The sequence below is a fragment of the Caulobacter sp. Root1472 genome (assembly GCF_001426985.1).
GTDB lineage: Bacteria > Pseudomonadota > Alphaproteobacteria > Caulobacterales > Caulobacteraceae > Caulobacter > Caulobacter rhizosphaerae.
In genome coordinates, this window is sequence record NZ_LMFX01000001.1 from 417227 (window position 1) to 441072 (window position 23846).

The 23846-nt window shown below is 64.8% G+C and carries 16 protein-coding genes; 3 read left to right on the forward strand and 13 right to left on the reverse strand.

Annotated features, from left to right (window positions below):
* Nucleotides 1-10: 10 nt before the first annotated feature.
* Together ASD47_RS01655 and ASD47_RS01660 are read right to left on the reverse strand one after the other, a co-directional pair.
* Nucleotides 11-2392: a S8 family peptidase gene (locus ASD47_RS01655; RefSeq protein ID WP_056750623.1), complete on the reverse strand. Its 2382-nt coding sequence runs from the start codon at nucleotides 2390-2392 to the stop codon at nucleotides 11-13.
* 67 nt (nucleotides 2393-2459) lie between these two features.
* Nucleotides 2460-3497, reverse strand: a complete 1038-nt coding sequence (locus ASD47_RS01660; protein ID WP_056750626.1) for an AAA family ATPase — start codon at nucleotides 3495-3497, stop codon at nucleotides 2460-2462.
* 185 nt (nucleotides 3498-3682) lie between these two features.
* Between ASD47_RS01660 and ASD47_RS01665 the strand changes: the two genes are divergently transcribed.
* A complete protein-coding gene (locus tag ASD47_RS01665) occupies nucleotides 3683-4924 on the forward strand; it encodes a PD-(D/E)XK nuclease family protein (protein WP_056750630.1) in 1242 nt (413 codons plus the stop codon).
* 86 nt (nucleotides 4925-5010) lie between these two features.
* On the opposite strand, the gene ASD47_RS01670 is transcribed toward ASD47_RS01665, so the two are convergent.
* The 3 genes from ASD47_RS01670 to ASD47_RS01680 all read right to left on the reverse strand — a co-directional run bounded on the left by ASD47_RS01670 (nucleotide 5011) and on the right by ASD47_RS01680 (nucleotide 8564).
* A complete protein-coding gene (locus ASD47_RS01670; protein ID WP_056750633.1) occupies nucleotides 5011-6855 on the reverse strand; it encodes a P-loop NTPase fold protein in 1845 nt (614 codons plus the stop codon).
* Nucleotides 6856-6888: 33 nt separating this feature from the next.
* Entirely contained in the window at nucleotides 6889-7614 is a 726-nt protein-coding gene (locus ASD47_RS01675) for a hypothetical protein (protein ID WP_056750636.1), read from the reverse strand.
* A 317-nt stretch (nucleotides 7615-7931) separates the two neighbouring features.
* Nucleotides 7932-8564 (reverse strand): hypothetical protein, encoded by a 633-nt coding sequence (locus ASD47_RS01680; RefSeq protein ID WP_056750639.1) that lies wholly within the window; start codon nucleotides 8562-8564, stop codon nucleotides 7932-7934.
* 730 nt (nucleotides 8565-9294) lie between these two features.
* Between ASD47_RS01680 and ASD47_RS01690 the strand changes: the two genes are divergently transcribed.
* On the forward strand, nucleotides 9295-9858 hold the full coding sequence (locus tag ASD47_RS01690; RefSeq protein WP_056750645.1) for a recombinase family protein: 564 nt from the start codon (nucleotides 9295-9297) through the stop codon (nucleotides 9856-9858).
* Here the strand turns inward: ASD47_RS01690 and ASD47_RS01695 are convergent, their stop codons facing one another.
* The 4 genes from ASD47_RS01695 to ASD47_RS01710 all read right to left on the reverse strand — a co-directional run bounded on the left by ASD47_RS01695 (nucleotide 9859) and on the right by ASD47_RS01710 (nucleotide 17781).
* On the reverse strand, nucleotides 9859-10968 hold the full coding sequence (locus tag ASD47_RS01695; protein WP_056750648.1) for a restriction endonuclease: 1110 nt from the start codon (nucleotides 10966-10968) through the stop codon (nucleotides 9859-9861).
* A 129-nt stretch (nucleotides 10969-11097) separates the two neighbouring features.
* A complete protein-coding gene (locus ASD47_RS01700; protein ID WP_156402061.1) occupies nucleotides 11098-13683 on the reverse strand; it encodes a hypothetical protein in 2586 nt (861 codons plus the stop codon).
* A 190-nt stretch (nucleotides 13684-13873) separates the two neighbouring features.
* Nucleotides 13874-15400, reverse strand: a complete 1527-nt coding sequence (locus ASD47_RS01705) for a hypothetical protein (protein ID WP_056750656.1) — start codon at nucleotides 15398-15400, stop codon at nucleotides 13874-13876.
* Nucleotides 15397-17781, reverse strand: coding sequence for a hypothetical protein (locus tag ASD47_RS01710; RefSeq protein WP_156402062.1), 2385 nt, complete (start codon nucleotides 17779-17781; stop codon nucleotides 15397-15399). The genes ASD47_RS01705 and ASD47_RS01710 overlap by 4 nt, the downstream gene beginning before the upstream one ends.
* A gap of 104 nt (nucleotides 17782-17885) precedes the next feature.
* Between ASD47_RS01710 and ASD47_RS01715 the strand changes: the two genes are divergently transcribed.
* Entirely contained in the window at nucleotides 17886-18566 is a 681-nt protein-coding gene (locus tag ASD47_RS01715; RefSeq protein ID WP_056750663.1) for a hypothetical protein, read from the forward strand.
* 68 nt (nucleotides 18567-18634) lie between these two features.
* On the opposite strand, the gene ASD47_RS01720 is transcribed toward ASD47_RS01715, so the two are convergent.
* The 4 genes from ASD47_RS01720 to ASD47_RS01735 all read right to left on the reverse strand — a co-directional run bounded on the left by ASD47_RS01720 (nucleotide 18635) and on the right by ASD47_RS01735 (nucleotide 23563).
* Nucleotides 18635-19165 (reverse strand): hypothetical protein, encoded by a 531-nt coding sequence (locus ASD47_RS01720; protein WP_056750666.1) that lies wholly within the window; start codon nucleotides 19163-19165, stop codon nucleotides 18635-18637.
* A gap of 90 nt (nucleotides 19166-19255) precedes the next feature.
* A complete protein-coding gene (locus ASD47_RS01725) occupies nucleotides 19256-19423 on the reverse strand; it encodes a hypothetical protein (RefSeq protein WP_156402063.1) in 168 nt (55 codons plus the stop codon).
* 742 nt (nucleotides 19424-20165) lie between these two features.
* Nucleotides 20166-21812, reverse strand: coding sequence for an alpha-glucosidase (locus ASD47_RS01730; RefSeq protein WP_162251604.1), 1647 nt, complete (start codon nucleotides 21810-21812; stop codon nucleotides 20166-20168).
* Complete coding sequence (locus tag ASD47_RS01735; RefSeq protein WP_082564429.1) at nucleotides 21788-23563, reverse strand: alpha-amylase family glycosyl hydrolase; 1776 nt, start codon at nucleotides 23561-23563, stop codon at nucleotides 21788-21790. The genes ASD47_RS01730 and ASD47_RS01735 overlap by 25 nt, the downstream gene beginning before the upstream one ends.
* Nucleotides 23564-23846: the final 283 nt, after the last annotated feature.

The following is a 23846-nucleotide window of genomic DNA, read 5'->3' on the forward strand; positions in this document are numbered from 1 at the left end:
TCTCGACCGCCTAGACCGGCACCGCGACCTTGGGCTTCACTGCCACACGATCGCGAACCTGGGTGTAGACCTCCGCGACGCCCGGCATGGCCAGGCTGGTCACGACCGCATAGTTGATCGGCTCGTCGATCTCGTCGGGCTGGCGCTGAAGCATCAGTTCGAACGTGGCGTTCGCGCCGAGCGCGGCGGCCTTGTCTCCCGACCAGCGTCGGTGGATGACCGTGCCGCGATGGATTTGGTTGGCGTCGGGTTGCTCGCCCGCCGCGCCGACCGCGAACTCGGCGGCGGCTTCGCCCGGCTCCACCAGCCGCAACCGCACGCCGCGATAGTTGGCGGTTCCGACCCGCGGCGGGGAGAACCACGCGATGGTCATCGACAGTTCGTGGGGCAGGGGTTTGCCGGACATCACCGGCGGCAGCGGGACGGCGAAGGTATGGGCCTGTTCCTTCACGAGCCGACCGACGGCCCACAGCGTGGCCCGGTCGCTGGCGCAGTCGAGAACCTTTTGGGCGTCGACGGCCCCATAGCCGAGATAGCGACGGATATTATCCTTCTGGCGCACGTGCTGGCGATTGTCGGACGGGCCGAGAATCTCAAGGATCAGGTCACGGGCCTCGGTCCAGCGCGCGCCGTGCACCAGCAAGGCCTTGAGCAGGGCGGCCCGCTGCGGACCGGGCAAGGTCAGGAAGTCGTCATAGGAGGCTTCCAGGGCCTCGTGGGCGCGGGCCGCCACGCCGGTCAGCAAGGCGGCCGCGACGCTGGTGCCGACGGTGCGCGACGTGCGGTCGGGATTGAGGTCGGCGCCGCTGGGCGGGGCGGCCACGCCGATCCCGCCCAGCAGAGCGGCGTTGGCGCCGATCGGCCGTAGCCGATGACCCGCGCCCGCGGGCAAGAGACGAACATGATGCCGGCCGCCCGGCGCCAGAACGTCAGGTTTGACCGCGTTGCCGAAACCCGGACCCAGGCCGCTGGAAATGGTGCACAGGCCGGTATCGGCCCAGACGTCGAAGGTCGACGCCGGCAGGGCGCCGGGGACAAAGCTGTCGCTATGCAGGGCTCCCACCGTCAGGGCGTTCATGGATTCGGCCGGGGCCAAGATGCGGCGGCGCGCGATCGCCGCGGCGCTGGCGCGCAAAGCCGCCCGCGCCTTCTGCCCCGCGTCCAGCGCCTCGAAGGCGATGGTGCTCATCTCTTCGTTGACCAGGTCGTCCAGCTGATTGCCGGCGCTGACGATGAACAGCACCCCGTAGGCGTGCGCCAAGTGGTCGAGTACGCGGGCCCATCCCGACATCCGGCCCGCGAACGGCTTGTTGCGATCGCCCAGTGAGGCGTTGACCACGATCACGCTGGGCGCGGCCGGATCCTCCCCGGCCTTCATCCGCAGCAGGGCCGTCTCGAAGAGGTCGGCAGGCAAGCGATCGGGAAAGCGTTCGGCCTCGCCCAGGTCTTGCGGCGCGTACATGACGTTGAGAAAGAACACCCGGCGGGTCAGCGGCGCGAGCGGCGCGGCGCCCAGATCGCCGTGCACCACGGCCGAGGCCATGGCGGTGCCGTGCTGGCGCGGCCCCACGGCGCGAGGCTCCAGATCGAACGGATCATCGACCGATAGCCGGCCGGCCAGACGCGGGTGGCCGGCCAGGGGCACGGCGTCGAACACCGCCGCGATCGGGTCGCCGTCGGGCAGCGGGAAGATCTCGCCGGGCGCCAAGGCCTGGCTTTCGAAGGTCGAGATCTGCACCGCGCTCTGGGGGCGGATGTGCATCACCGATTCAGACGCCACCAGGCCCGCCTGGCCCTGGGCCAGCACACGGTCGAGTTCGGCCTTGGGCACATCGACGAGCAGAGCGTGATACTTGGCGCCGTCGACCCGGCTGCGGGCGATCAGGGCCCCGCCCGACGCGGCCAGGGCGGTCAGGGCCTGACCCTCGACGCCGACCTGGGTCCGATACACCAGCTCCAGTTCCAGGCGCACCATGCCGCGGGCGTCAGCGCGCTCTTCAGCGAGGACCGCGGCGTCCTCGGGCGAGACCCGATCCTGCGGGCCCCACGGGCGCAGGTCGCGGAGCTGGGCAAAGAGGTCGCGCCAGGGCGTCATTCCCGCCGGCAACGCCTGACCGGCGCGGAAGCGCGTCCACAACGTCACCATCTGGCGCAACGCCATCGCGTCCGGGATCATCAGATAAAGCGACGGGTTCTTGTCGTGCTCGTCGGCCTCCAGGCCTTCGGCGGCGATGAACTCCAGGCCGGGCACGGCCGCGGCCGCCCGCGCGAAGTTGCTCACATCGTCGGTCAGCTCGAAGACCAGCAAGCGCTCGGGGGCCAAGCCGTCGGGATCGGCACGCAGTTCGAGCGGGTCGCGACCGGCCCCGAAGGCTTGGGCCAGGCGTTGCAAGGCTTGCCCTGCTGGCCGTCCGACCTGCTCGGCCGGGGTAAAGCGGCGCGGCGGCGCGAAGCCCGGCTTACGCTTTTGGCGTTCGCCGGGCTTTGGCGGATCCAGGCGCAGCAGAGGATATTGCGGAAGTTTCGCCATTGCCCCACGGCGCGACGCGCGACGCCCAAAGTTCGATTTCCTCGGCGACGAGCGCACGGAGCGACTCGCCACCCTGGGTTAGAATATGACGTCGTCGCACGTTTTGGCAGAATTCGAAAACTTCGGCGAAGCTTACCGCCCCCAGCTTTTCGGCCAGGCGCTCTGGACTGAGGCCCGCGGACTCCGGCCAGGCATCAAAGAAGCGCGCCACCAGGACCGCGCGCCGCGCCGCGTCGGGCGCGGGCATGTCCAGCCGCAGTTGGAAGCGCCGCCACACGGCCCGGTCCAACAATTCCGCATGGTTGGTTGCGGCGACGGCCACCACGTAGCTTGGCAATTGGTCCAGTTGCATCAGCAGGAACGACACCACCCGCTTGATTTCGCCGGTCTCGTGGACGTCGCCCCGCTCCTTACCCACGGCGTCGAATTCGTCGAAAAACAGAACGCAGGGCGTGGCCCGGGCATATTCGAAGAGCTTGGCCATCCGGGCATTGGTCTCACCCAGATAGGCGCCGACCAAGGCGTCGTAGCGGACGGTCAGCAATGGCAAGGCCAGGGCCTCGGCGAGCGCCTCGGCCACGGAGGTCTTGCCGTTGCCCGGCGGTCCCGACAGCAGCACCCGGTGGCGCGGCTGCAAGCCCTGGGCGCGCAGGAGGTCGGAGCGCGACTGCTCTTCGATCAATTGCCGCGCCAGACGCTCGACGGGCAAGGGCAGGATCAGATCGTCGATCCGCACGCGCGGCTCGGACTCGATGACGAAGTCGCGGCCGCCGGACTGTGGGCGGCGCATTTCCGCCGAGGTCGTCACGGGAACCGATTGCAACGCCCGCTGCAGTCGATCGGCCAGGACGTGATGGCTACGTGTCTTCTCCTCCGCGACGATCGCTTCGACCGTGGAGTTCAACAGCGAACGATCGCCGGCGGCGCCAGCGCGAACGAGAGAGACGAGAAGATCGCTTCGGGCCATTTCATCATCCTGCGCATGGGGACGAAGCAGGAACCTTCGACGCACGGTATCATGTTGAACGCGCCATCGCGATACGAGGGCGCAGGAAACAATGTCAACCATACCGGGCCGATTCCCGGCTCAGGTCGAGCTTGTGGTCTTGCCAGCCGACCCGCGCCCCAGCAGGTTGCGCGCGCGGAGGCACGATGACGCAGACGAAGATCGAGGCCATGCCCTGGGCGATCGCCATGGAAGGCCGCTTGGGTTGTCTGTTCGACGACCCGGACTTTCTGGAGATCCATCGGCGGATGTCGCCGTTCAACCTCTTCGAGGCCGTGGGCGCGATCCGCGGCGAGCTGCGCCATTCCAACTTTCTGGGCTATCTGCTCTCGCCCAGCCGGCCTCACGGTCTGGGCGCGCGACCTCTGGCGATGTTTCTGCGCAGGGTCTTGTCGCGTATCCCGCCGCTGGAGCGGCCCATTATGACTTTGGAGCTGATCGCCGGCGAATTGGACGACGCCATCGTCTATCGCGAACGCGACAGCATCGACATCCTCATCGAATTACCGACCCTACAACTCGTCGTGGCGATCGAGAACAAGATCGGGGCCAAAGCAGGCGTCGGCCAACTCAAGCGGTATAGTGAGCGCCTCCAGCAGGCTTTCCCTGATCATTGCCATCTCCTGGTCTTTCTGACGCCGGACGGCGCGACCGCCGATCACGACGGCTACGTCGAATACGACTATGCCGACCTGGCCTCGACATTGGAGGATCTGGTTACCCAGCCTCACGCGCCCGCGCCAAGCGAGACCGCGCTGGTCATTCGCCACTACGTGGAAATGCTACGGAGGCACATCGTGCAGGACGACAAGCTTCGAGCTTTGGCAGTCACGCTCTATGAACGCCACAAGGAAGCCTTCGATTTTATCTTTGACAGTCGCCCGGCGCCCGCCAGCCTTCTGACCCCCGTGCGCGATAGCGTTTTGGGGACGGAAGGCCTGGTCGAAGACAGCAATCTGGGCAGCATCTTCAGGTTTGCGCCGGAGGCCTGGGACGAGCGCCTTGCGGCGATCAAGGGCGACCCGGCCAAATGGTCGAAGACCGGCAGAGGTCTATTGTTCGAGGCCAAGACCTACGCCGGAACGCCGGGCCGCGTGAATGTGTCGCTAATCTTGGGACCGGGCGATCCGGCCACGCGCGTCCAGGTCTATGAGGCGGCCTTGGCCCAACCTGGATTGTTCACCGGCTTGGTCAAACCCATGGGCGTGCAGTGGGTCACGTTGTTCAGTCGCGACCTGCTGACGGCCAACCAGGCCAAGGGCCTTTTGTTCGAGGCTCAGGTCACCAATGTCAGCCTAGCCTGGTCGGATTTCAAAGGCCGGACATTGCAAGTCTTGATCGACGCGGTCCTGGAGATCGACGCCAGGATCATGGCAACCGCTGCCTGACTTTCACGGTGAGCATCAGGATCCATTCCCACGAACGTCGCATTTCTGGAGGAGGGCCAAGGTCCCCTCATGGCGCACCCGGGCAGTCAGCCCGTAACGGTAGCCCGTTTGAAGTTATCAACCACTGGCTCGAAGTAGTAGGCGAGAGCTTGGAGCCAAGCTGTACTGAGTGGGGCAGGGGCGGCCGTGGCGCGTGCCCGCAGTTCGGCATAGAGTGCCTCGACCCAGTCTCGCTCAGGCGCAAGGCTGCCGCTGGTTCCCGCAAAGGTGTATCGCCGCGCCAAAGCCATCAGCAGCGACTTGTCTAGTTTATCGCGTCGCAGGACGGCGTCGGCGAACACGCCAACGTCGAGGTTGTGCAGGAAAGCGTCGCCCTCACATCCACCGCCGAGGTCCACCGGGCGCAGGAGACGATCGCCAACGGGCTCGTTAGCGTTGAGTGACGCCAGGAAGTCGCCCGCCGCCGTTCGCAGCGCCTCGGCTTGCGCATACTCCGTGGCCGATCTGAGGTAACGCCAGATTTCCCCAAACGCCTCGGACGAGATTGATCGGAAGCCGTAGCTGCCGAAACCGTCTCTTTCCGGTTCCTCGAACTGCCGGATATCGGGCGCCAGATCGCCCGCCGCTTCGCGCTCGTCTACATAGCGTTTGAAGGTCGTGACGACGTCGGGAAACAGAGGATCGTCGGCGAGCGCCAGCTCGATAATTAGACCCGCGACATGGAGGATCTCGCCAGGACGCTTGAAAGCGCCAGCCGCCAAGTCCTCGATCACGCGATTGCGGACATCATGATACTCGGCGGGCGAGAGATCACGCCAATCCCACATAACACGCCAGCTCGGCGAGGAGGCTGGGCCGACGATCAGCGGGTGCGTACTCAAGTGCGCGTCGGCGTTGTTGCGATCGAGGATGCCGCTGGCGATCAAGTCCGCCAGCACCTCAGTCGGGACGATCGGGTCACGCCAGTCCACATCCGCATAGGCGCCGATAGTAGTTCGCACACGGTACGTTTCGGGCTGCTCTTCCGGCCCGAGCATGAAGCGGTTGAGATGCTCGTCGAGACCCGACACCTGTTCGGTGCTGAGGCCCTGACGGCGCATCTCGACCCCCACCGCCACCAAGAAGAGCAGCAGCTTTCCCAGAGCCTGAGGCGAAGCCGCAAGCCGCGGATCAAGCTTGTCGACGAGGCGGTCAAAGTCAGCCAACGCCTGGCGAAGGCTGCGAAAATTGGGCGAGCCGCTGGCCTGGAAAACCCGCAACGCAGCCTCACGTCCGCTTAGAGCTGCGGTTTTCGCGGCCGGAGTTGGCATCTCCGAAGCAAACTCGTCAAACACCGTCGCCGCGTCAGCCTGGACGGTGAGTGTACGGCCGATCACCTTTTCCTTCTGATCGAGGTAGGCTGCTCGCGCCTCACCTTTGATCGCCTGCTCATTGGCGATCACGATGACCTTGAAGCCCTTGCTCGGGTCTGCGTCGATGAAGCTGTTGATCAGGCCTAGGGCCTCGCCCATCGGGATGGCGGTTCGCTCCAGGTCGTCGAAGACGATGATCTTGGCGTCGATCTTGACGATATCCGCCGCCTTGAACGTGTCCTTGTCGATCTTCAAGCCGACGTACTTGTCGATCAGGCTACTGCTCAGCGTTCCAGCGAACTTGGCGATGCCGGACGACAGGTATGGGTGCGCGGCGGCGAACAGCGCGTCCCGCACTTCGCCCGATGTCTTTAGCCCAAACAGGCTGACGAACAGTGTGTTGGGCTGAAGAGGGTCGGTGCGCGTGTTCTTGTCGTCGTGACGCTTGATGTAATCGCCGATGAACCGGGTCTTGCCCGCGCCCCAAGGCGCGTTGATAAGCAAGGCGTAGTCGACCTTGGTTCGCTCATCGCAGAAATAGTCAAGGAACTCGACGACGCCGGCCTGCGTGTTTTCCATGGTGCGGGTGTCTCTATCGTGGGCGCAAGCGTCTTAGATGGGCGTCGCCGTCGCCCACAGGTCCTCATAGGCCGCCACCTTGAGGGCGGCGGTTTCAGGGTCCACTCGCACGATGCTGGTCGGCGCGCGGGCGGCGATGGCGTTCAGAGACTGACCAAGGGTCCACACCAGCTTGTTGTCGACGAAGATCAGGCGGTCGTGCAGCGCCTTCTTGGGCGTCAGCCGAACCTCCAGCGGTCGTGAGGCACCGTGTTGAGCTTGCCAGCTTTCCGTCGCCGGCTTCAGCGTTGCCTTGCGATACTCCGCATCAGCCAAAATCCTCATGGCGACGCCTTCCGGCGCCTGCACGGCGAAATCGGTCAAAGCTTTGGCGTCGGCGTAGGGATCGACGATCATCACGTCGACGGTGGCGCTCTCCACGGCCTTGCCGAACGCCACGAAGGCGTCAAAGGTCCCGCCAGCCTGGATAAAGGCACCTTGGACACTCAGCGGCGCAGCCAGTTCGGCGCGGGCGAGTGCGGCATGGACGACCGACTTTATGGTCTGAACGTTACCGACGTGGAGAGTGCCGGTGAGATTTTGCGCCGCGACCTTGAACGACATCTTGTCCGCCAAGTCCGCGTTCTGATCGACCAACGCCGCCGCCCGACCCAGCCAGGCGTTGGTCGCATCGGTGACAGGCCCTGGCCCAACGAAGTCGGGCATGTCCGCGACGAGTCGGCCAAGCTGCAAATAGAGGGCTTCCGGCGTGAGGATCATGGTGCGAGCTTAACAGCTAATTCAACACTCGATAGCCGTTGGGAGCCCTATCCTCGTCGGCGACTACACTTGCTCCACCGTTGAGTGTCCTTTTTCTGACGTCAAGCCACAGTCCGCAGATGGCGCTAGTCGGCGTACCCGACCTCGGGGCCGGTGAGGCTGGGTGCGGGGCATGAACCACCCGCAAAAGCCGCCACTGGGCTATGCGCCGAGCATCGGGAGCCCGGTTGGTGGCGAGGTCCAGGATTCTCGGTCGACGCTTGGTGGCCAATTGGCAGCCCTGCCTCGGTATGCGAAGCCGCATGGCCATAAGGCGGCTACGGCTTGGCGGCCGCTGCGGGCTCGGCGTTCCACTCCGCCAGAGCCGCGCTGTTCTTGCGGTCATAGAACTCGACATGCGTCACGCGGCCGGTCACCGCGCAGCTGTAGGTGTAGACCTCGATGGGATCGTCGATCGTCGCCCCGGCGTGGTCGTCAGAGCATGAGGTCACCGCGCCGTCGGAGTCGGCATCGATCACGCCCTGGACCAGGAGGGTGACCTCCTGGCTGAGGCGGCGGCCCTCGACCGGATCGGCGTTGAGGGTGACGCTCAAGGTGTTGAAGTCGGTCCCGCCCACCGGCGTCAGTTTGGCTTCGGTCTCGGTGTAGCCCTTGATGCGGACCTTCACCCCAAAGGCGTTCTGGCCGGTGTATTCGCCGCTCTTCTTGGACTCGAACTTCAGATACAGCGAATGGACGTAGCTTCGGAAACTCAGGGTCAATTGCTGGGCGGACTTGTCGTACCGCCAATAGGCGTCGTTGGTCTCGGTGCTGCTGTCCTCGTCCGCTAGGCTCTGGGCGAAAATGAACTCGCGCCCAATCACCTGACGCCCCAGATCGTTGGTTTCGAACTTGTCACTCTCGCGACCGGCCGCCGAAAAGGCCAGTGCTGCCAGGCCTTCGCGGGTCAATGTCCCGTCCTTCGTGAAGAGGGCTGGCTTGGGCGCTGGCTTGGCCCCCGGCTTGGGCTTGCGGGCTACCGCCGGCGCGGCCTTGGGTTTTGCCGGGGCGGCTTTGGTTGAGGCTGGTTTGGGGGCGGGCTTGGTGGGCGCGGCAATTGCGCCGATAGGTGCGCTTAAAAGCGCGCAAAGAAAGACGACTTTCCAAACCATCTGGCTTCCCCGGGGTGGTCCTCAGCCTATGGTATAGCTTTCTTTCCTGCCAAGAACAGCGCGCCCCGTCGCTCGCTAGCTCGCGCGCGACGATGCGGCGGCGCCAAGTGTTGGGGTCTCAGGGCGCGGGCGGGAGGGCACCGCATACCGACAGTGCGATGTGCAGGCGGTAGCGTCGCGCGTTCGCCGGCGCGGGATTCGAGCAATCCAGTCGCCTTAATGGAAGCGCTTGCGCTTTATGCGTGGCTGTGGCGGCTCGACGGCCAGAAGACCCTGAGGGATCAGCAGAAGGGCGTAGCCCGCAATACTGGTCAACTGAACTATCTGGAACGGGTGAGCCTAGAGGTGTCGCGTTGGGTCTGCGTTAAGTTGTGCCGACAGATGACGAACTTTGAGATCGATGGGCGCGTCTCATAAATCCTAACTTTTGAGACGGCCAATGCCTCGTTGAATGAACAGGGTGGGGCGCGTCTCAAAAGTCTATCTCACAAGCTTTGATTTGTGAGACGACTTGTGAGACTCTACCCTCATGAATCTCGGCTATGCACGCGTCTCCACCGATGACCAGGATCTGCGGCTCCAGCGGGCCGCCCTAGTTGCGGCCGGCTGCCGTCGATTGTTCGAGGAGAAAATCTCCGGCGCCAAGCGGGTCCGGCCGGAGCTTGACCGACTGCTTGGCCAACTCCGCGAAGGCGACGTGGTGGTCGTCACTCGCCTCGATCGCTTGGCGCGTTCGACCAGAGACCTGCTGGAGATTGCCGACGCGATCGGCGACCTTGGCGCCGGTCTGAAGTCTCTAGCCGAACCCTGGGCCGATACGACCTCGCCAGCCGGGAAGATGGTGCTGACCGTCTTCGCCGGCATTGCCGAGTTCGAACGGGCGCTGATCCTTCAGCGGACGGGCGCGGGTCGGGCAGCCGCCAAATCGCGGGGTGTGAGGTTCGGAAGGCCGGAACGTATCAGCCGAGAGCAGTGGGCCCACTACGGCCCCCTCTTAAGATCCGGGGAAATGCGCCCTGCAGCTGTGGCTAAATTGATCGGGTGCGGGCGGGCGACCGTATATCGCCGACTTGAGCGCGACACGGAGCGATGACTATGGGGATTGACGAACCTGGCGGGTGGCGCGGTCAGCCATGAGGTCCGTGTAGCGGCCCTCAAGCCTAGCTAGCAGCTTCTTGTCCCGCACTTCGATCAGGTGACGCGTGTCCGGTAGGGTCAGGGTTACACTAAAGGTGACCAACTCGCCGAGCTGGAAGCTCTCCACGATGTGCATGCGCACCCAACCACCCATGACCGCCTCGCAGAAACTGTACTGCAACGGCTGCTGGCAGCAGTAGAACTTGCCCGCGACGATCGACTCTACGCCGAGCGGGAGTTGATGGAGGGCAAAACGCAGCACCTCGTCCGTCAGAGCATTGGTGTAGACCACGGGGACACTGAAGGCCCCCGGATCGATCATGCTGTTGCCAGTGATGAAGCGCGCGAACTCGCCTGTCAGCCGCCATTCCAGGCGGTGGACTAGTCCAGGTTCCAGGACGTAGCGGTCGGGCGGCGCTAGGGCCAACGGCGGATCGAAGTCTGCCACGCCATGGCGCACCTCGTGGAGTTCCAAATCAAACAACGGCTGGGCGATGACCTCGTACAAGGTGCGGCCGTCGGCGAGCTTGGTCTTATGGGTGTAGTAGTTCAGCTGGGATTGCTCGTCGGTCAGCGCAACACGCCGTCCCGTGGCGTACTCGACCACCACCTTGTCGACGACTGCGGAAAGGACCGGTTCACTCACGCCCATTTCCATTGGCGGATGGGGCCCCGGCCCCTTCGGCGGAATCGTGATGACGCCGAGTTCAGGCAAGATCGCGGCCGCTTCGGTGTCGAACGTCACCGTGAAGATCTCTACGCCATGGCGGCGCGCGACGGCCTTGGCACCGCTTTGAAAGCCTGCGGCCGTGACGAACACCAACTTGTTGGCGTTCTGGTCCTTGGCCTTGGTGATGAAGGCTTCGATGTCTTCGGCCGAGGCCTTGCGGGTCCGGTTCTTGACCTCAACGACCGCCAAGTAGCGCAGCGGCCCCATCTTGAAGCGAACGGACACGTCGAACTGTCGGCCGCCGATCTTGTCGTTCCAGCGCACGTCGGCGTCGTTGGCTGTGACAGCGTGAATGCCAGCGACGATCCGTTCAAGAAATTCGTCGTCATTAGGCATGAGCTGGACCGTCGAATTGTCGGGACTGCAAGACGAGCCGGATAATTTATGTCGATTCCGACCGCAGCGACCTACGAACGCATCAAGAGAGGGCGCGGATGGCCGCCAGCGTCGGCTTGGCCACACCAATCAGAGATAGGGCGAAGCGTCGATATCGGTCTCTGCGTCCAGGGTCATCAACTCGGGTTTGATGCCCGTGCCGTCGAGCGCTGTCGAAAAGGCCGCGAACTTCGTCGTCAAAGCCGGACTAAGCGGCTCCATCACCGCGATCATGGCGATATCAGGCCTCAGCCGAGACATTGTTCTAGCCAAGCCCTGAGGATCCTTGAACTGTCGGGTCGATTGCTTGACCTCGCACATCAGAACCTGGCCGTTGTCGATTATGGTGAGGTCAATATCAGTCTGCGGGCGTCGGGTCTCGAAAGAGACCTCGTCGAAATAGATGTTGAGCGGTCCTTCGAACCAGAAGGAGTTCTGGTTGTGCCGCTGCAACCGGCCCAACGCCCAAAACAAGGGTCCCACGCCGTGTCGCTGCAAGGCTTCGCGCAGAAAGCCGTTCAGCCGAAACTGCCAGGGCCTGTCGATCGGCGCGGGCTGATCGCCATGGCAGACCTCGCAAATGATCCGAGGCTTCAGGTCACCGATGCCAAGCCAGCTTCGATGCAGGCATTTCTCGCACCGATGTTCGTAGCCCTGATGCAGGACCCCGCGCTCACACAGCCCCTGGACAGATTCCCTCAGGGCGTTCTGGTTGAGACGAAGCTCTTCCTCCAGGTTCAAATCTTCGGTCGCCGGGTTGTCGGCGTTGAACCTCGCTAGAATACCCCGGAAGTCGTCGTGAAAATCGCTCCAATCGAGCGAGGGCAGGGTCATTCGCACGACATCGGCATCCTGTAGCACGATGTCCGCGAGGGTCTGTAGGTGTCCTTCGTCGCTCAGGTCCAGAACACCGCTGCCGAGACGGCGAGCGAGCCGCTTTTCGACTCGATCGCGCCTGGCGTCGGTTCGCTGATCCGTCGCGCCGTAAGCCTCCAATTGCTTGCGCCAAAAGGCGTTGAGCAGCACCGATCTCGCCGCGTTCATGCCGCCGAAAAGCTGATAAACTCCCCAGAAGTGTCGCCCGGCGCTAGAGCGTTCGGCCGCGTAGCAGGCCTGCTCCGGGGAGATTTGATCTATCCCTCGCTCGAAAGGAGGCCAGTCACGGCCGCTCTCTAGCCCTGTACGTATAGCCTGCAGGTCGGTCGGCAAGATGATCTTCGGCAGCTTGGCGTTGGCGGCTGAAAACAGCGTCAGAAATCCGCCGGAACAGACCCGAGGGGAGATCCACGCCCCGTGCTGCCCGCCCAACTGGTAGCCGGCCACGAACGCCCGGGTCACGCGCAGTCGGCGCGGGAGGCGCCAGCGGTGCTGGACATTTGTATAGGGAGAATGGTCGATTCCTCGTGCGATATCGAGATCGACCGCCCAGGTTCCGATCGATTGATCGATCAGGGCGACGGGCGCATGCCTCAGGTGGTCCGGCGAAGGCGGGATGAGCCGCAATTCGTCCCCAAGGCCGTGGGACTCAGTCCATCCACTAGTGGAGCGCAGCTCAGGCCGGCCGACCATCAGATCGGCGTGTTCAGTGGCGCGGGCGTCGGGTACGCAGTCGGCCAATGAGCCAAGTGATTGGTGACTGAACTGTACCCAGCTTTGACCAGCCCGCATCGTCCCGGCGACCACTTCCAATTCGCCGTCGTCCAGACTGATCGATCGCAACGTCACACGAGAGGGGCCCCCACCGCCGCCGCCATTGTTGTTCACATGGTTTCGGCGATTAAGGAAATCGCGCAGGCCGGCCATAAAGGCGGGATCCTCCAGGTGCGCGCGCGGAATGCACAGGTCTACATCGGTGCCGTCGCGCCAGGGCGACATCAATGCCCTGGCGTTCCAGTAGAGGATGCGATCGGCGACTGTATCGCCCACCACGATGTTGAACGCATCCGTCCAGCCACGCGAACTGAGATCCAGGCGCGGCGTGGCCATCGCCGATAGCTGCGCCATTCCAAGGATGCGACGGTTGTCGGCCATCATCGTCAGCAGTGTGCCAACGTTCGGCGTCGTCGCCTCGGAATTGTGGACATAACGGGGGCGGGGTTGGAGATCGGCGTCCGCGATCACCAGCAGCATCGAGGCAGCGTCAGAAAGGATGTTGCGCATGGCATTGCGCGTTTGAGGTGGCGGGTAGCCGAAACTGTCGCGCAAGAACCGATCGTTTTCCTCCGTGCCCATCGCGCCCACGATCTTGATGCCGCGCACGCCGTCAAAGCCACCCGGCAATCCCGCAAGCGGCAGCACGGAGGCGGCCGACAGGGGCGTTATCTGCGGGTTGGGCGCGAGGCCTGGCGCGCGTCCATCTTGTTCGCGGCCATGGAATTGAAACGCCGCCGGATAGAGCGTCTCGTGGACTCGCTGTTGCACGGCTTGGTCGAGGTCGACGTAGGAATAGATCTGATCCGGGTCGTATGTTCTCAACCACGGCCAAAACTCGCTGATAGGGGCGCCATTCTCGCAGGGCACGATCAAGGAAAACCTTCCGCCCCAAATCGAAAAACCATAGGCGAAGATCGCATCGACGATCTCATGGCTTGTGTTGGCGACATCGACGAAAAAGGCGGTTCGAACGGGGCGCGCGCGACTGGAGACCTGTGTTTGCTTCGACGTATTATTATCCAACTGTATTCCCCGCCAGACCCCATCCAGAGTCGCATCCGCGCCAAATCTCGCTGGACACGATCCCTGTTCACTGCAGGCGGCAAGTTAACGTGACTTGGCTATCTCCGTCGCCAATTTCATCAATTCGGGCGGCGTTTCCGTCGACCTTCGGGATGGGGCCGTTGAGGACACAGCGGGTGAGGGGGCCGGGCTAGGGAGCGCTTGTGCCCTGGTCGACCGTTTCAAGAACGCCGCACTCTCGGGTCAGGCTTAGCGCGGCGGCGAGCCTATCGGGCGTTGGGATTGGTGCGTCTCCAAGCCTCACGCCCGGCGCCAGCGTCCAGCCGCTCTCATCCAGCACCACTTTCAGGCGCAAGATCTGATTGCCGGAGCCCCGCGCGTCGGTCAGGCCGCGCCCCACGGACCAGTAGACGTGCTGGGCCAGAACCCAGGCTTCCAGGACGTGGCTGATGAACGCCGGGGCGGACGCTCCCGACCAGGCCGACGCTTCGCGCACGGCGCGTCCGACCGGCAACCGGTCGGCCCGCGCGCCGTCCGGCTTGTCCTCGACAGGCTCGACTAGGCAGAAGGCCAGTCCGTCGGCCAGAGCGACCGCGTAACCCGTCCCGTGAGGGTCGCCGGAAGTCGCCTCGATCCGATCCATCAAGGCAACGGGGTCTTGCGTCGGGGGCACGTTTCGCCAGGGTGCCGGTCCATCCTGGCTTGGCCAGTTGTCGCACTCGGCGACAAATGTCTCGACCAGCCGCGCCGTGCTCATCGGGCCGTCGCTTAGGGTCCAGATGATCCAATGAAGCAGATTTTCCAAGGTGTGCCGAAAGAGCTGGCGCACCTGCAGCTGACGCCAACGGGCGGCGGTGTCGCGGGCGTCGGGCGCAAGGTCAAAGGTGGGCGGGCGTTGCGCCATGGCGGCGCGAACCGCGCCGACGTCGTCGCTTTCAATGTGGCGGGTGGCCGCGAGCATCAGGGCAACGCCGCGCCGGCGCGCAGGATGGGCCACGGCGCCCATCAGCAGCTCGGTGAACACCTCCTGTTCGGCCGTGGTAACCTCGTCCAATGACCAGGCGTGCGACCAGGCCCCGACCTCCGTGGAGGATGCCGTCACGTCGCCCAACTGACTGAAGACGGGATGCTCAAGATGGTCGGCGATCTTCGCTTCGAACGCGTCCAGCGCGGGGCTAACCGACGCGCTCGCCCGAAGGACGGTGCGATGATCGGGGTCGAGTGAAACCCATCCCAGCGCCTTGAGTGCGGGGCCGTAGTTGACGGGTGCGGTGAAGGCGGTCGAGTAGCGCCGTGTTTCGCGCCGCTGTCGCCAGGGCTTGCCACCGAAGCGATAGGCGGACGCGTTGACCAGACTCGCAAGCACCTGTCGGCCCGGCAGTTCGGCGTTGCGGTCCCGCAGAAACTGCGACCAAGCGTAGACGACCTCGATGCGATCGACGAAATCGCGCAGTTCGTCCTCGCCGATTTCGGCGCGACCGGAGGTCTTGGCCACGCGGGCGGCCTGGCGCGCGGCCCACGCCACCACCACGAACGGTCGCACCCGCCGCGCGACGTTGTTCAGCCCCGGCAGGAGCTGATCCATCATGTCGAAGTTCACCTGCCGCAAGCCCAGTGGATCGACACCTCCCAGCTGAGGCGCAAGGGGTGCGGGAATGCTGGGGTCCTCCGCGCCTTGGGCCGCGGCGACAAGATCGTCCAGGGAGATGGTCGTCATTGAGCGCCGCCTTTGAAGAGCACTACGCGGCCACAGCAGTTGGCGGCGGTGGCCACCAGATGGGAGCGAAATTTCTGAACCTCGACGCTCGGCAGGGCCATCTGGCAGCGCGGGCAGATCTGGGCGTTGCGGCCGACAAACAGGATTTGATCGCGATAGCGGCCGCCATCGAACGCGCGCTTGAGGGTCGGCCATTCGTCGGGGGCGTAGTCTTCCAGCGCTCCGCTGGTCGAGGTCGGCGCGCCCGATCGCAACGCCGCCACGTAATCGGCGACCATTTCCTCGTGCGTCCGCACATCCTGGACACGCCGCCAGAGCGCCTCGACGGTCTGTGTCGGCCGCGCCGGCCGAACGAAGCTAGCTTCCATATCGGAGCGGGGCGGCTCTGCCTGGATCTCCAGCCCGAAGCGATGGAGCGTCGCGCGAACCCGCCTTGCGCCTGAAATGTCGGAGGGGTCTTGAAGCAGCAGCAGGCAGCAGGCGGCGACGTCTTGCAGACGAGAGGCGGGTAGGGCGCTGGCGTGCAGCACGCCCACGACCTTAGCGACCCATTCCACGGCGCGGTGCTCTGGAAGGTCCAGGCGCGCGCAAATATAAGCGACGATGTCGAAGGCGATCAGACCAAAGCGCTCGACCCGCTCGGGCGCCAGGAGGCCGTGGACCAGCGCCTCCATGGCGTCATAGGTCCGGGCGATTTGCGCGGCGCGGCGGCGTTCACGCTCGGCCGCGTCCTCTTCGATCGGCGTGTCGTCGTCGGGCGTGTCGTCGTCTGGCCCATCGAGATCGGCGAATGGACCGCGTGGTGCGCGCAGCGCCCTCAGGATTTGGTCGATGAAGCGCCGCCAGCCGTGGTGGCCTGGAGCAAGATCAGGCGCGGTCGTGACCCTTCCATCGAGGGTGACGACCTCCTCCAGATCGGCCACCACGACCATCGCTTCTGAATAGGCGGTGGAGGGGCCGGCGCTCGCGCCGCCAAAGCCGCCGTTGGCGTCTACGAGTCGACCCGGGTTCTCGTGCAGCCAATCCAGGATCGCGGCGACATCGGCCGGGGTTTCGGTGCCGCTGATCAGGGCCAGCAGACGAGGCGCGATGGCGCCGGCTTGGCGCAACGCCTTGGCGACCGCGGCGACGGACACAAAGCCCTGGGCGGCGCGTCCGTCCTCCCCCTCCACGCGCAGGATCAGCCGCCCGACGTTCCACGCCTGCATCTCCAGCGTGGGCGCGGAAAACGCAAAGCGTCCATCGACGTCGAGATCGACCGCACCGAGCGAGACCGGGCCGTGACTGGTGAGTTGGACGAGCGAGGCGGGACCCGCCGAAATCGAGGTCAGAACCCATCCCTGAACCAGATCACCTTCGAGCACCGCCCGCAGGACGCCTAAGGTCACTTGCGCCTCGGTATCGTCATGATCGTCGTTGTTGGGCGTGGGCGGCTCGGACGGCTGCGTCGTCCATCCCACCTGCCGCTGGCGTTGAAGGCGGGCGACGCAGGCTTCGACATTGCCGCCGGCGCCAAGCGCGGCCTGGGTGGCGTTGGCGCTCCCCGTCACCAGCAGACGGCCTCGCCGGCAGACGATCTCGAACGCCTTGGCGTGCAGGCGGCGCGAATCCTCGGCCGCGAAGTCGAGACAAACCGGTTGCAGCCGATCCAGGTCGAGTGTCGGCCAATTGGCCGCGGACCCGCGCGCCGTGCCGCCGGGATGAGCGTGCGCCGAAAAGACCTTGAGCCCAAGCCGATCGCGGAGCTGGCGCACGACCGCGCCGCTGTCCCAATAGGGCGAGGCGATCAACAGGCCGCGCGCGCCGCCCAGCTCCTCGGCCAACCCGACGATCTGATCCACCAGGCTTTGGTCGAGGCTGTGCAAGACCCGAATGGCGCCGTCCTGGGATCGGCCCACGACGGCGCGGCGCAAGCTCCTGGCCACCTCTAGGCAGCGATCTTGCGCGCCGTGGCGCAGCCGCTCATGGCTGGTCATCCGTTCGAAGAAGCCGGCGGCGTCGAGAAAGGCCGTGGCGGCGAAGGTGGGGTGCAGGTGCTCAAGCATCTCAAAGTTGCCGCCCCAACCGGCGAATGTGAGGTTGCCCGAGCCGACAAGCAGGTGGGCGTCGTCATCGCCTTGCAGAACGCCGATCTTGGGATGGAAGACCCCATGGCGAACGGCGACCGGTTCGACTTGGTACTCCCGGCCCGCGCCACGCGCGCCATGCTCTCCCAGGCAGGCGCTGACGCCGGCGACGTCGGCCAGGATTTGGGCGTCGCCGCCACCGCCCCGCACCAGGCCTTCAAGCACGACACTCTCGAAGAACGCCAAGCTCAGGGCGTAGGTCGTGAAGGTCACCGTTCGCCATGGGCGCGCCGCGAGCAAATCAACCTGAGACATCAATTTCCCCCGGTGCCAGTTGCACCACTCAACTGACGCTCGTGCAAGCGTATCGATGCGCGGTGGCCGGTCGGCACGCGGCTGGAATCGTGGGATGAAGCCCCATGCGCTGGGGCACATCTGTGATCGTCGTTGGCTGCCTGCTCTTCGTGGGGGTCATCCTGATTCCAACGGGGGTGTGGCCCGTTGTCTGGAGCATGATCTTCGGCGACAAGGCCGCCGACTGGGTGCAGGCGGTGGGCTCGATCGGCGCGATCCTCGCCGCGTGGTTCCTGGGTCAGCGTCAGGCGGCGCACGAGCGGCGTCTTGAGAGCGAACGGCGGCAGGTCGAGGCCGAGCAGGAACAGAAACGGGTCGATACGTTCAATCGCCGCGGCCTGGACGCGATGATGTTTGCCTATGATGTCGTCAACAATGTCGGGCGCGATCTCAAGCGCGCGACGGCCGAGCGCCCGCTCGATGTGGTCCAGATACGCCGGTGGATCGCCAACGCCGACGATCAGATGGCCTTTCACGCCGACCGGCCCCGCGACTGGTCCGATCTTACGCTCTCGCTTTACGCGGCCCGTCGCCATATTCCGCCGATTGTCGCGGCCATGGACGCCTACCGCGGTGACGCTGAAACCTCAGACAGCCTCATGGCGGTGCTGAAGGCCGCGGTTCGCGCGATGCGGTCCAACATCAACTATCTCGAACCGGATAAGGACTATGTTCCGGTCCATGGCGGTTTGATCCCGAAGTACCTGCCGCCCTGGCCGACGGGCGACGACAAGCCCATCGCCTGAGTGGGCTCGCAGGATCTTCGTTCGCGAAGAGGCGACCGCTGTCGCGGCCGCTTCTAGGCAGCAATGGGCTAGAACGTGATGATCGCCTCGGCGCCGCTGGGCGTCGTCCAGACGATCTGCCAGGTCGTCAAGACGAGCGAGGTCACGCCCGGGTGGGCTTGCATCGACGCATCCAGCAGCCAGCTTTGCGGATTCAGAAAGCCACGCGTGCCGCCGCCGCCCGTGCTGGCAATCCGGGTGCCATTCGCGGTCAGGGCCAACTCGCCGGGATTGCGGGCCAAGGTCCACGGTTGCGTTGTCTTCGTCAGGTCCACGAGCTCCAGGACGGGGGCGCTCACCAGACCAGCGACGGGATTGCGAAATGCCTCCGGGTAGGACGTTACCGAGATGAACGAGCCCTTTGGCATAGCGTTGGCGCCGTTGGTGTAGTCCCCTAGGAGGAATACCCCCTCCTGGGTTCCGCTCAGCAACACCGAGACCTTTACCGCCGGCACGGCATAGGGCGCGCCGGACATCGGGATGAAGACCAGCGCCCCCAGCGGGAACGCCGAAAAATTCTGGTCAATGAAGTCGCTGGGCTGTGGAGCGGCGATGCGCATAGGTCGATTCCCGTGAATATCTCGGATCGGCCGGGGAGGGCGGTTAGAGGTTTGTTTCGGTTCGGGCCATGAGAAGCTATGTCCACGAGCTCAGGAGTCGTCTTCTGGCTCCGCATAGAGTGGGATCAGCCCGTAGCCCAGTAGAAACAGCGCGAGACCGATGACGGCGCCTAGCGCCAGGTTCCAGCTGAAAGCCAGCGTCATCGCCATCCAACCGGCGCAGAGCCCGAACATGACGACGCCGACGTTCCGGATCATCTGAGCGAACATCCGGATCCGTAGCCGCGTGACGTGTGCCGGCGATATTCTAAACGGGCTACGCCTGTGGGAGCGGTTGGCCATGACAGGAGCATCTCACAAACGACTGGGCGTTACAGGCTCGATTTTCGGCGCTGGGGTGGTTGCAACGAATGGAGTCAGCCGGCCGCAGGATTTGGAGCCAGTGACATCTGGTCCATGACATCAGTCCAGCCATCTTTTCGCATTGAATCCAGCCATCTGCGAAAACCGACAGGATCGCTTCCGCGAACATCCTGATCCTCAGGCGCGTGAGGTGCGCCGAGGATCTTCCAAGCAGGCCCGGTGTGCGTGAGCGACTGGTCGTAGCTGCCGAACTGGCGGTCAGCACGATAGGTCGGTCGCGCCAGAAAATAAGATTGCCCGTCGCCATCTATTTCGACGAGTTCAAGGCGACGCGGGGACAGTGACAAAAACCGCGACGACCGACATGCGAAAACCGACATCGATCGTCACAGTTGATCATCGTCTAAGATATATTATCAGAAATATCAAACGATTAAGTACGTTTCGAGTTTCTGGGTTTTGCTGAGATCGACAGCGAAGCAATGCGCTGTCGCCTGGCTGATTTGCAACGCAGGTTTGCCAGGTTGCGGCCGACCAAGGAAAGACCGCCACCGCCGGTGCAGGCTATTAGCCCCACGTCCCTTTGGTCGACGTATTTGACGAGTTTTCGCGGCGATCGCGATTACGGGCGGAGGCTTCAGTCCCTTCGCGCCACCAGTCCGGCCATCGGCGGCAGCGCGCCCCGCCCGCCCAGATTGACGCTCTCGATAATCCGCCAGCCGGCGGGCAGGCGCCAGGTCACGGGCTCGAAACCCAGGTTGAAGGCGCACAGCACCTGGTCGGCGCCTTCGCCGCGCAGGAAGACCAGCAGCGGCTCCGGCGCTTCGACCAGACTCATGGCCCCGGTCCTTAAACCGGGCAACTGGCGGCGCAGGGCCACGAGCCGCCGGGTGACGTTCAGCGTGGAGTCGACGTCGCGCTCCTGGCGGTCGACGGCCAGGTCGATGTGCGACGGATCGATCGGCAACCAGGGCTCGACCTTGGAAAAGCCGGCGTGGGCGGCGACGGCGACCCAGGGCATGGGCGTGCGGGCGCCGTCGCGACCCAGGGTCTCGGGCCAATTGGCGATCGCCTCGGGATCGCGCAACCGGTCGTAGGGCACCTGCGCCTGGGGCAGGCCCAGTTCCTCGCCCTGGTAGAGGAAGACATTGCCGCGCAGGCTGACCAGCAGCAGCAGCGACATCTCGGCGAAGGCCTTGGGATCGCGGCCGCGGGCCCAGCGCGACACCGCCCGCGGCGCGTCGTGGTTCGAGAACGTCCAGGACGGCCAGCCCTGCCCCTCCCCGCCCGGCCACATGGCCGCGCCCTGCCGGATCAGAGCCGGCGCCAGGGTGTCGGCGTAAAGGTAGAGGAAGCCGTAGGCGCTATGCAGGCGGTCCGGCCCCTGCGTGTACAGCTTCATCTCGCTGTCGGCCCGCTCGCCCCCGACCTCGGCGACCATGAACCGCCCGCCGTGCGACTCGCCCAGCTGGCGCAGCCGGGTCAGGAAGGCCGGAATGTCATCATGCGACTGGTTGTGGAAGTGGTGCTGGAAGTCGAACGGCCGGGTGCGCTTGCCGCCGCCGTCGAGGTTCGGCGGATTGTCGGTCAAGGCCTGGTCGTGCATGGCGAAATTGATCGCATCGAAGCGGAAGCCGTCGACCCCGCGGTCCAGCCAGAACCGCGAGGTGGCGACCAGGGCGTCCTGCACCTGTGGGTTGTGGACGTTGAGGTCGGGCTGGGCCGAGAGGAAGTTGTGCAGGTAGTACTGGCGGCGGCGCGCGTCCCAGGTCCAGGACGGGCCGCCGAACACCGACTGCCAATTGCTGGGCGGCGAGCCGTCCGGCTTGGCGTCGGCCCAGACGTACCAGTCGGCCTTGGGGTTGGTGCGGTCCTGACGGCTGGCCTTGAACCACGGATGCTCGTCGGAAGTGTGCGAGAACACCTGGTCGATGATCACCTTCAGGCCCAGGGCGTGAGCCCGCTCGATCAGGCGATCGAAGTCGGCCAGGGTTCCGAAGATGGGATCCACATCCTCATAGTTTGAAACGTCGTAGCCGAAGTCCTTCATCGGCGAGGTGAAGAACGGCGACAGCCAGATGGCGTCCACGCCCAGCGAGGCCACGTGCTCCAGATGGGCGGTGACGCCCGGCAGGTCGCCCACACCGTCGCCGTTGGAGTCCGCGAAGCTGCGCGGATAGATCTGGTAGATCACCGCGCCGCGCCACCAGTCGCGGTCGTGGGCCCGGTCGGTGGACGGCTTTGAAAGGGTCTCGACCGTCACTGGCCAACCTCCGAAACGCAAATCATGTAGTCGAGCGGGTCGATCTCGACCCGATAGCTGCCCGGCGCCGTCGCGGCGGCGGCGCAGGATCCGTGGGCGGACCGCCATGTCCGCGAGGTCTCATCGACCTCGATCTGGGCCGTGATCGGCGTGAGGCCGGTGTTGAACGCCACCAGCACCTCTCTGTCCTGCGTCATCCGCGAGACCGCGAACAGGCCCGGCTTGTCGCTCGCGGTCCGCACGACTTGGCGGGCGCGCCGCAGCGCCGGCTCGGCGGTCCGCAACCGCGCCATGGCCGAGATCGCCTGGTAGAGCGCGCCATCGGTCGCGAAGTGGTCGCCCGCCGCCGAGCGGCCGTCCAAGAGCCGAGTGGCGGCGTAGGCGGGAACCTTCGTCGCGAACAGGTCCTGGCGGGAGTCCTTGTCGCCGCCCTCGCCGGCCAGCCCCTGCTCGTCGCCGTAATAGAGGACCGGGACCCCGCGGGTGAACATCAGCAAGGCGTGGGCCAGGAGCACGCGCCGGGTGACCTCCTCGTCCGAGGCCTCGGGATGGGCCAGGCGCACGAAGTGGCCGATCCGGCCCATGTCGTGATTGCCCAGGAAGGTCGGCAGCTGCAGCGCGGCCGCCTCCCCGCCCTCGTACAGCGCGTCCTGCGCGAACAGGCGCCCCAGGGCGTCGGTTCCGGTCTTGCCGTTGACGACGTCGGTCACGGCGCCCTGGAAGGCGAAATCGAGCACGGCGGGATAGCCGTCCACCCGGGTGAACCTGGCCAGCATGCCCGGCTCGGTTTCGGCCACCTCGCCGAAGATGTGGAAGTTCGGAATTCCCCTGGCCTTGGCGCGGGCCAGCATGGCCGGCACGAAGGCGCGCCAGAACTCGGGGTTCACGTGGCGGGCGGTGTCGATCCGGTAGCCGTCTATCCCGAAGTCGTCGATCCACTGGTCGTAGATGTCGATGAAGCCCTGCAGTACGCGCGGGTTCTCGGTGGCTAGGTCGTCCAGGCCTGAGAAGTCGCCATAGGTCGAGCTTTCGCCGGTGAACCGGCTGTTTCCGCGGTTGTGGTACCAAATCGGATCATTCAGCCACGCGGGCTTCTTGATCGTCGCCTCGTTCTCGGGGACGTAAGGGCTGTAGGCGAAGTCAGGCCGCGTCAGTCGCGCGAAGTTCTCCGCCGTCTGCCGCTCGGCCTGGTCGCCCAGGAAGCCGTCATTGATCACCGCGCCGGCGACGCCGCCCCGGCGGACGAACGGATAGTCGGCCTTGGAGCGGTAGTCGCAGCCGGTCGCGGCGCAGGCGCGATATTGGATGACGTCGGCGGTGTGGTTGACGACGATGTCCAGATAGACCTTGAGGCTGCGTGCATGGGCGGCGTCGACCAGGGCCTTCAACTGAGCCCGCGTACCAAAATGTGGGTCGACGTCGGTGAAGTCGGTGATCCAGTAGCCGTGGTAGCCGGCGGACTCCCGACCTGAAGGCCCCTGCACCACCTTGTTGCGGAAGATCGGACCCAGCCAGATCGTCGTCGCGCCCAGGCCTTGGATATAATCCAGCCGCGCGGTCAAACCGGCCAGATCGCCGCCGTGGTAGAATCCCTTGTCGGTTGGATCGAACCCCGTCGTCAGGCGATCGCCGGAAAGACCTCCCCGATCATTGGTCGGGTCGCCATTGGCGAAGCGGTCGGGCAAAACGAAGTAGATCACCTCGTCCTGTGGCGAGCGGTCGAGATAGGTGGCCCCACCCGGCTGCGCGGTCTGGGCGAACCCGGCGGTCATCGTCGTGGCGGCGATAAGCGCGGCCCACACCGATCGACTCGCCCATGCCCTCCAAAGTTCCAAGCGCCCGCCCCTCTGACATTAACAAGATCGGTCGATTCAGCGCCGATCATTTGATTTGCAATAATTTGCAGAAACCTTCCGAAGCTGTCAATCACCCACGCAAAGCGCCTAAAGGCACCGAATAAACAGGAAATCCGCGAACCATCTTCCGCCACCCGTCCTCTTGCGGGCACCGAGCGCGACGTCCGGCTCATTTTTCCGGTTGCAATGAAGGCATTTG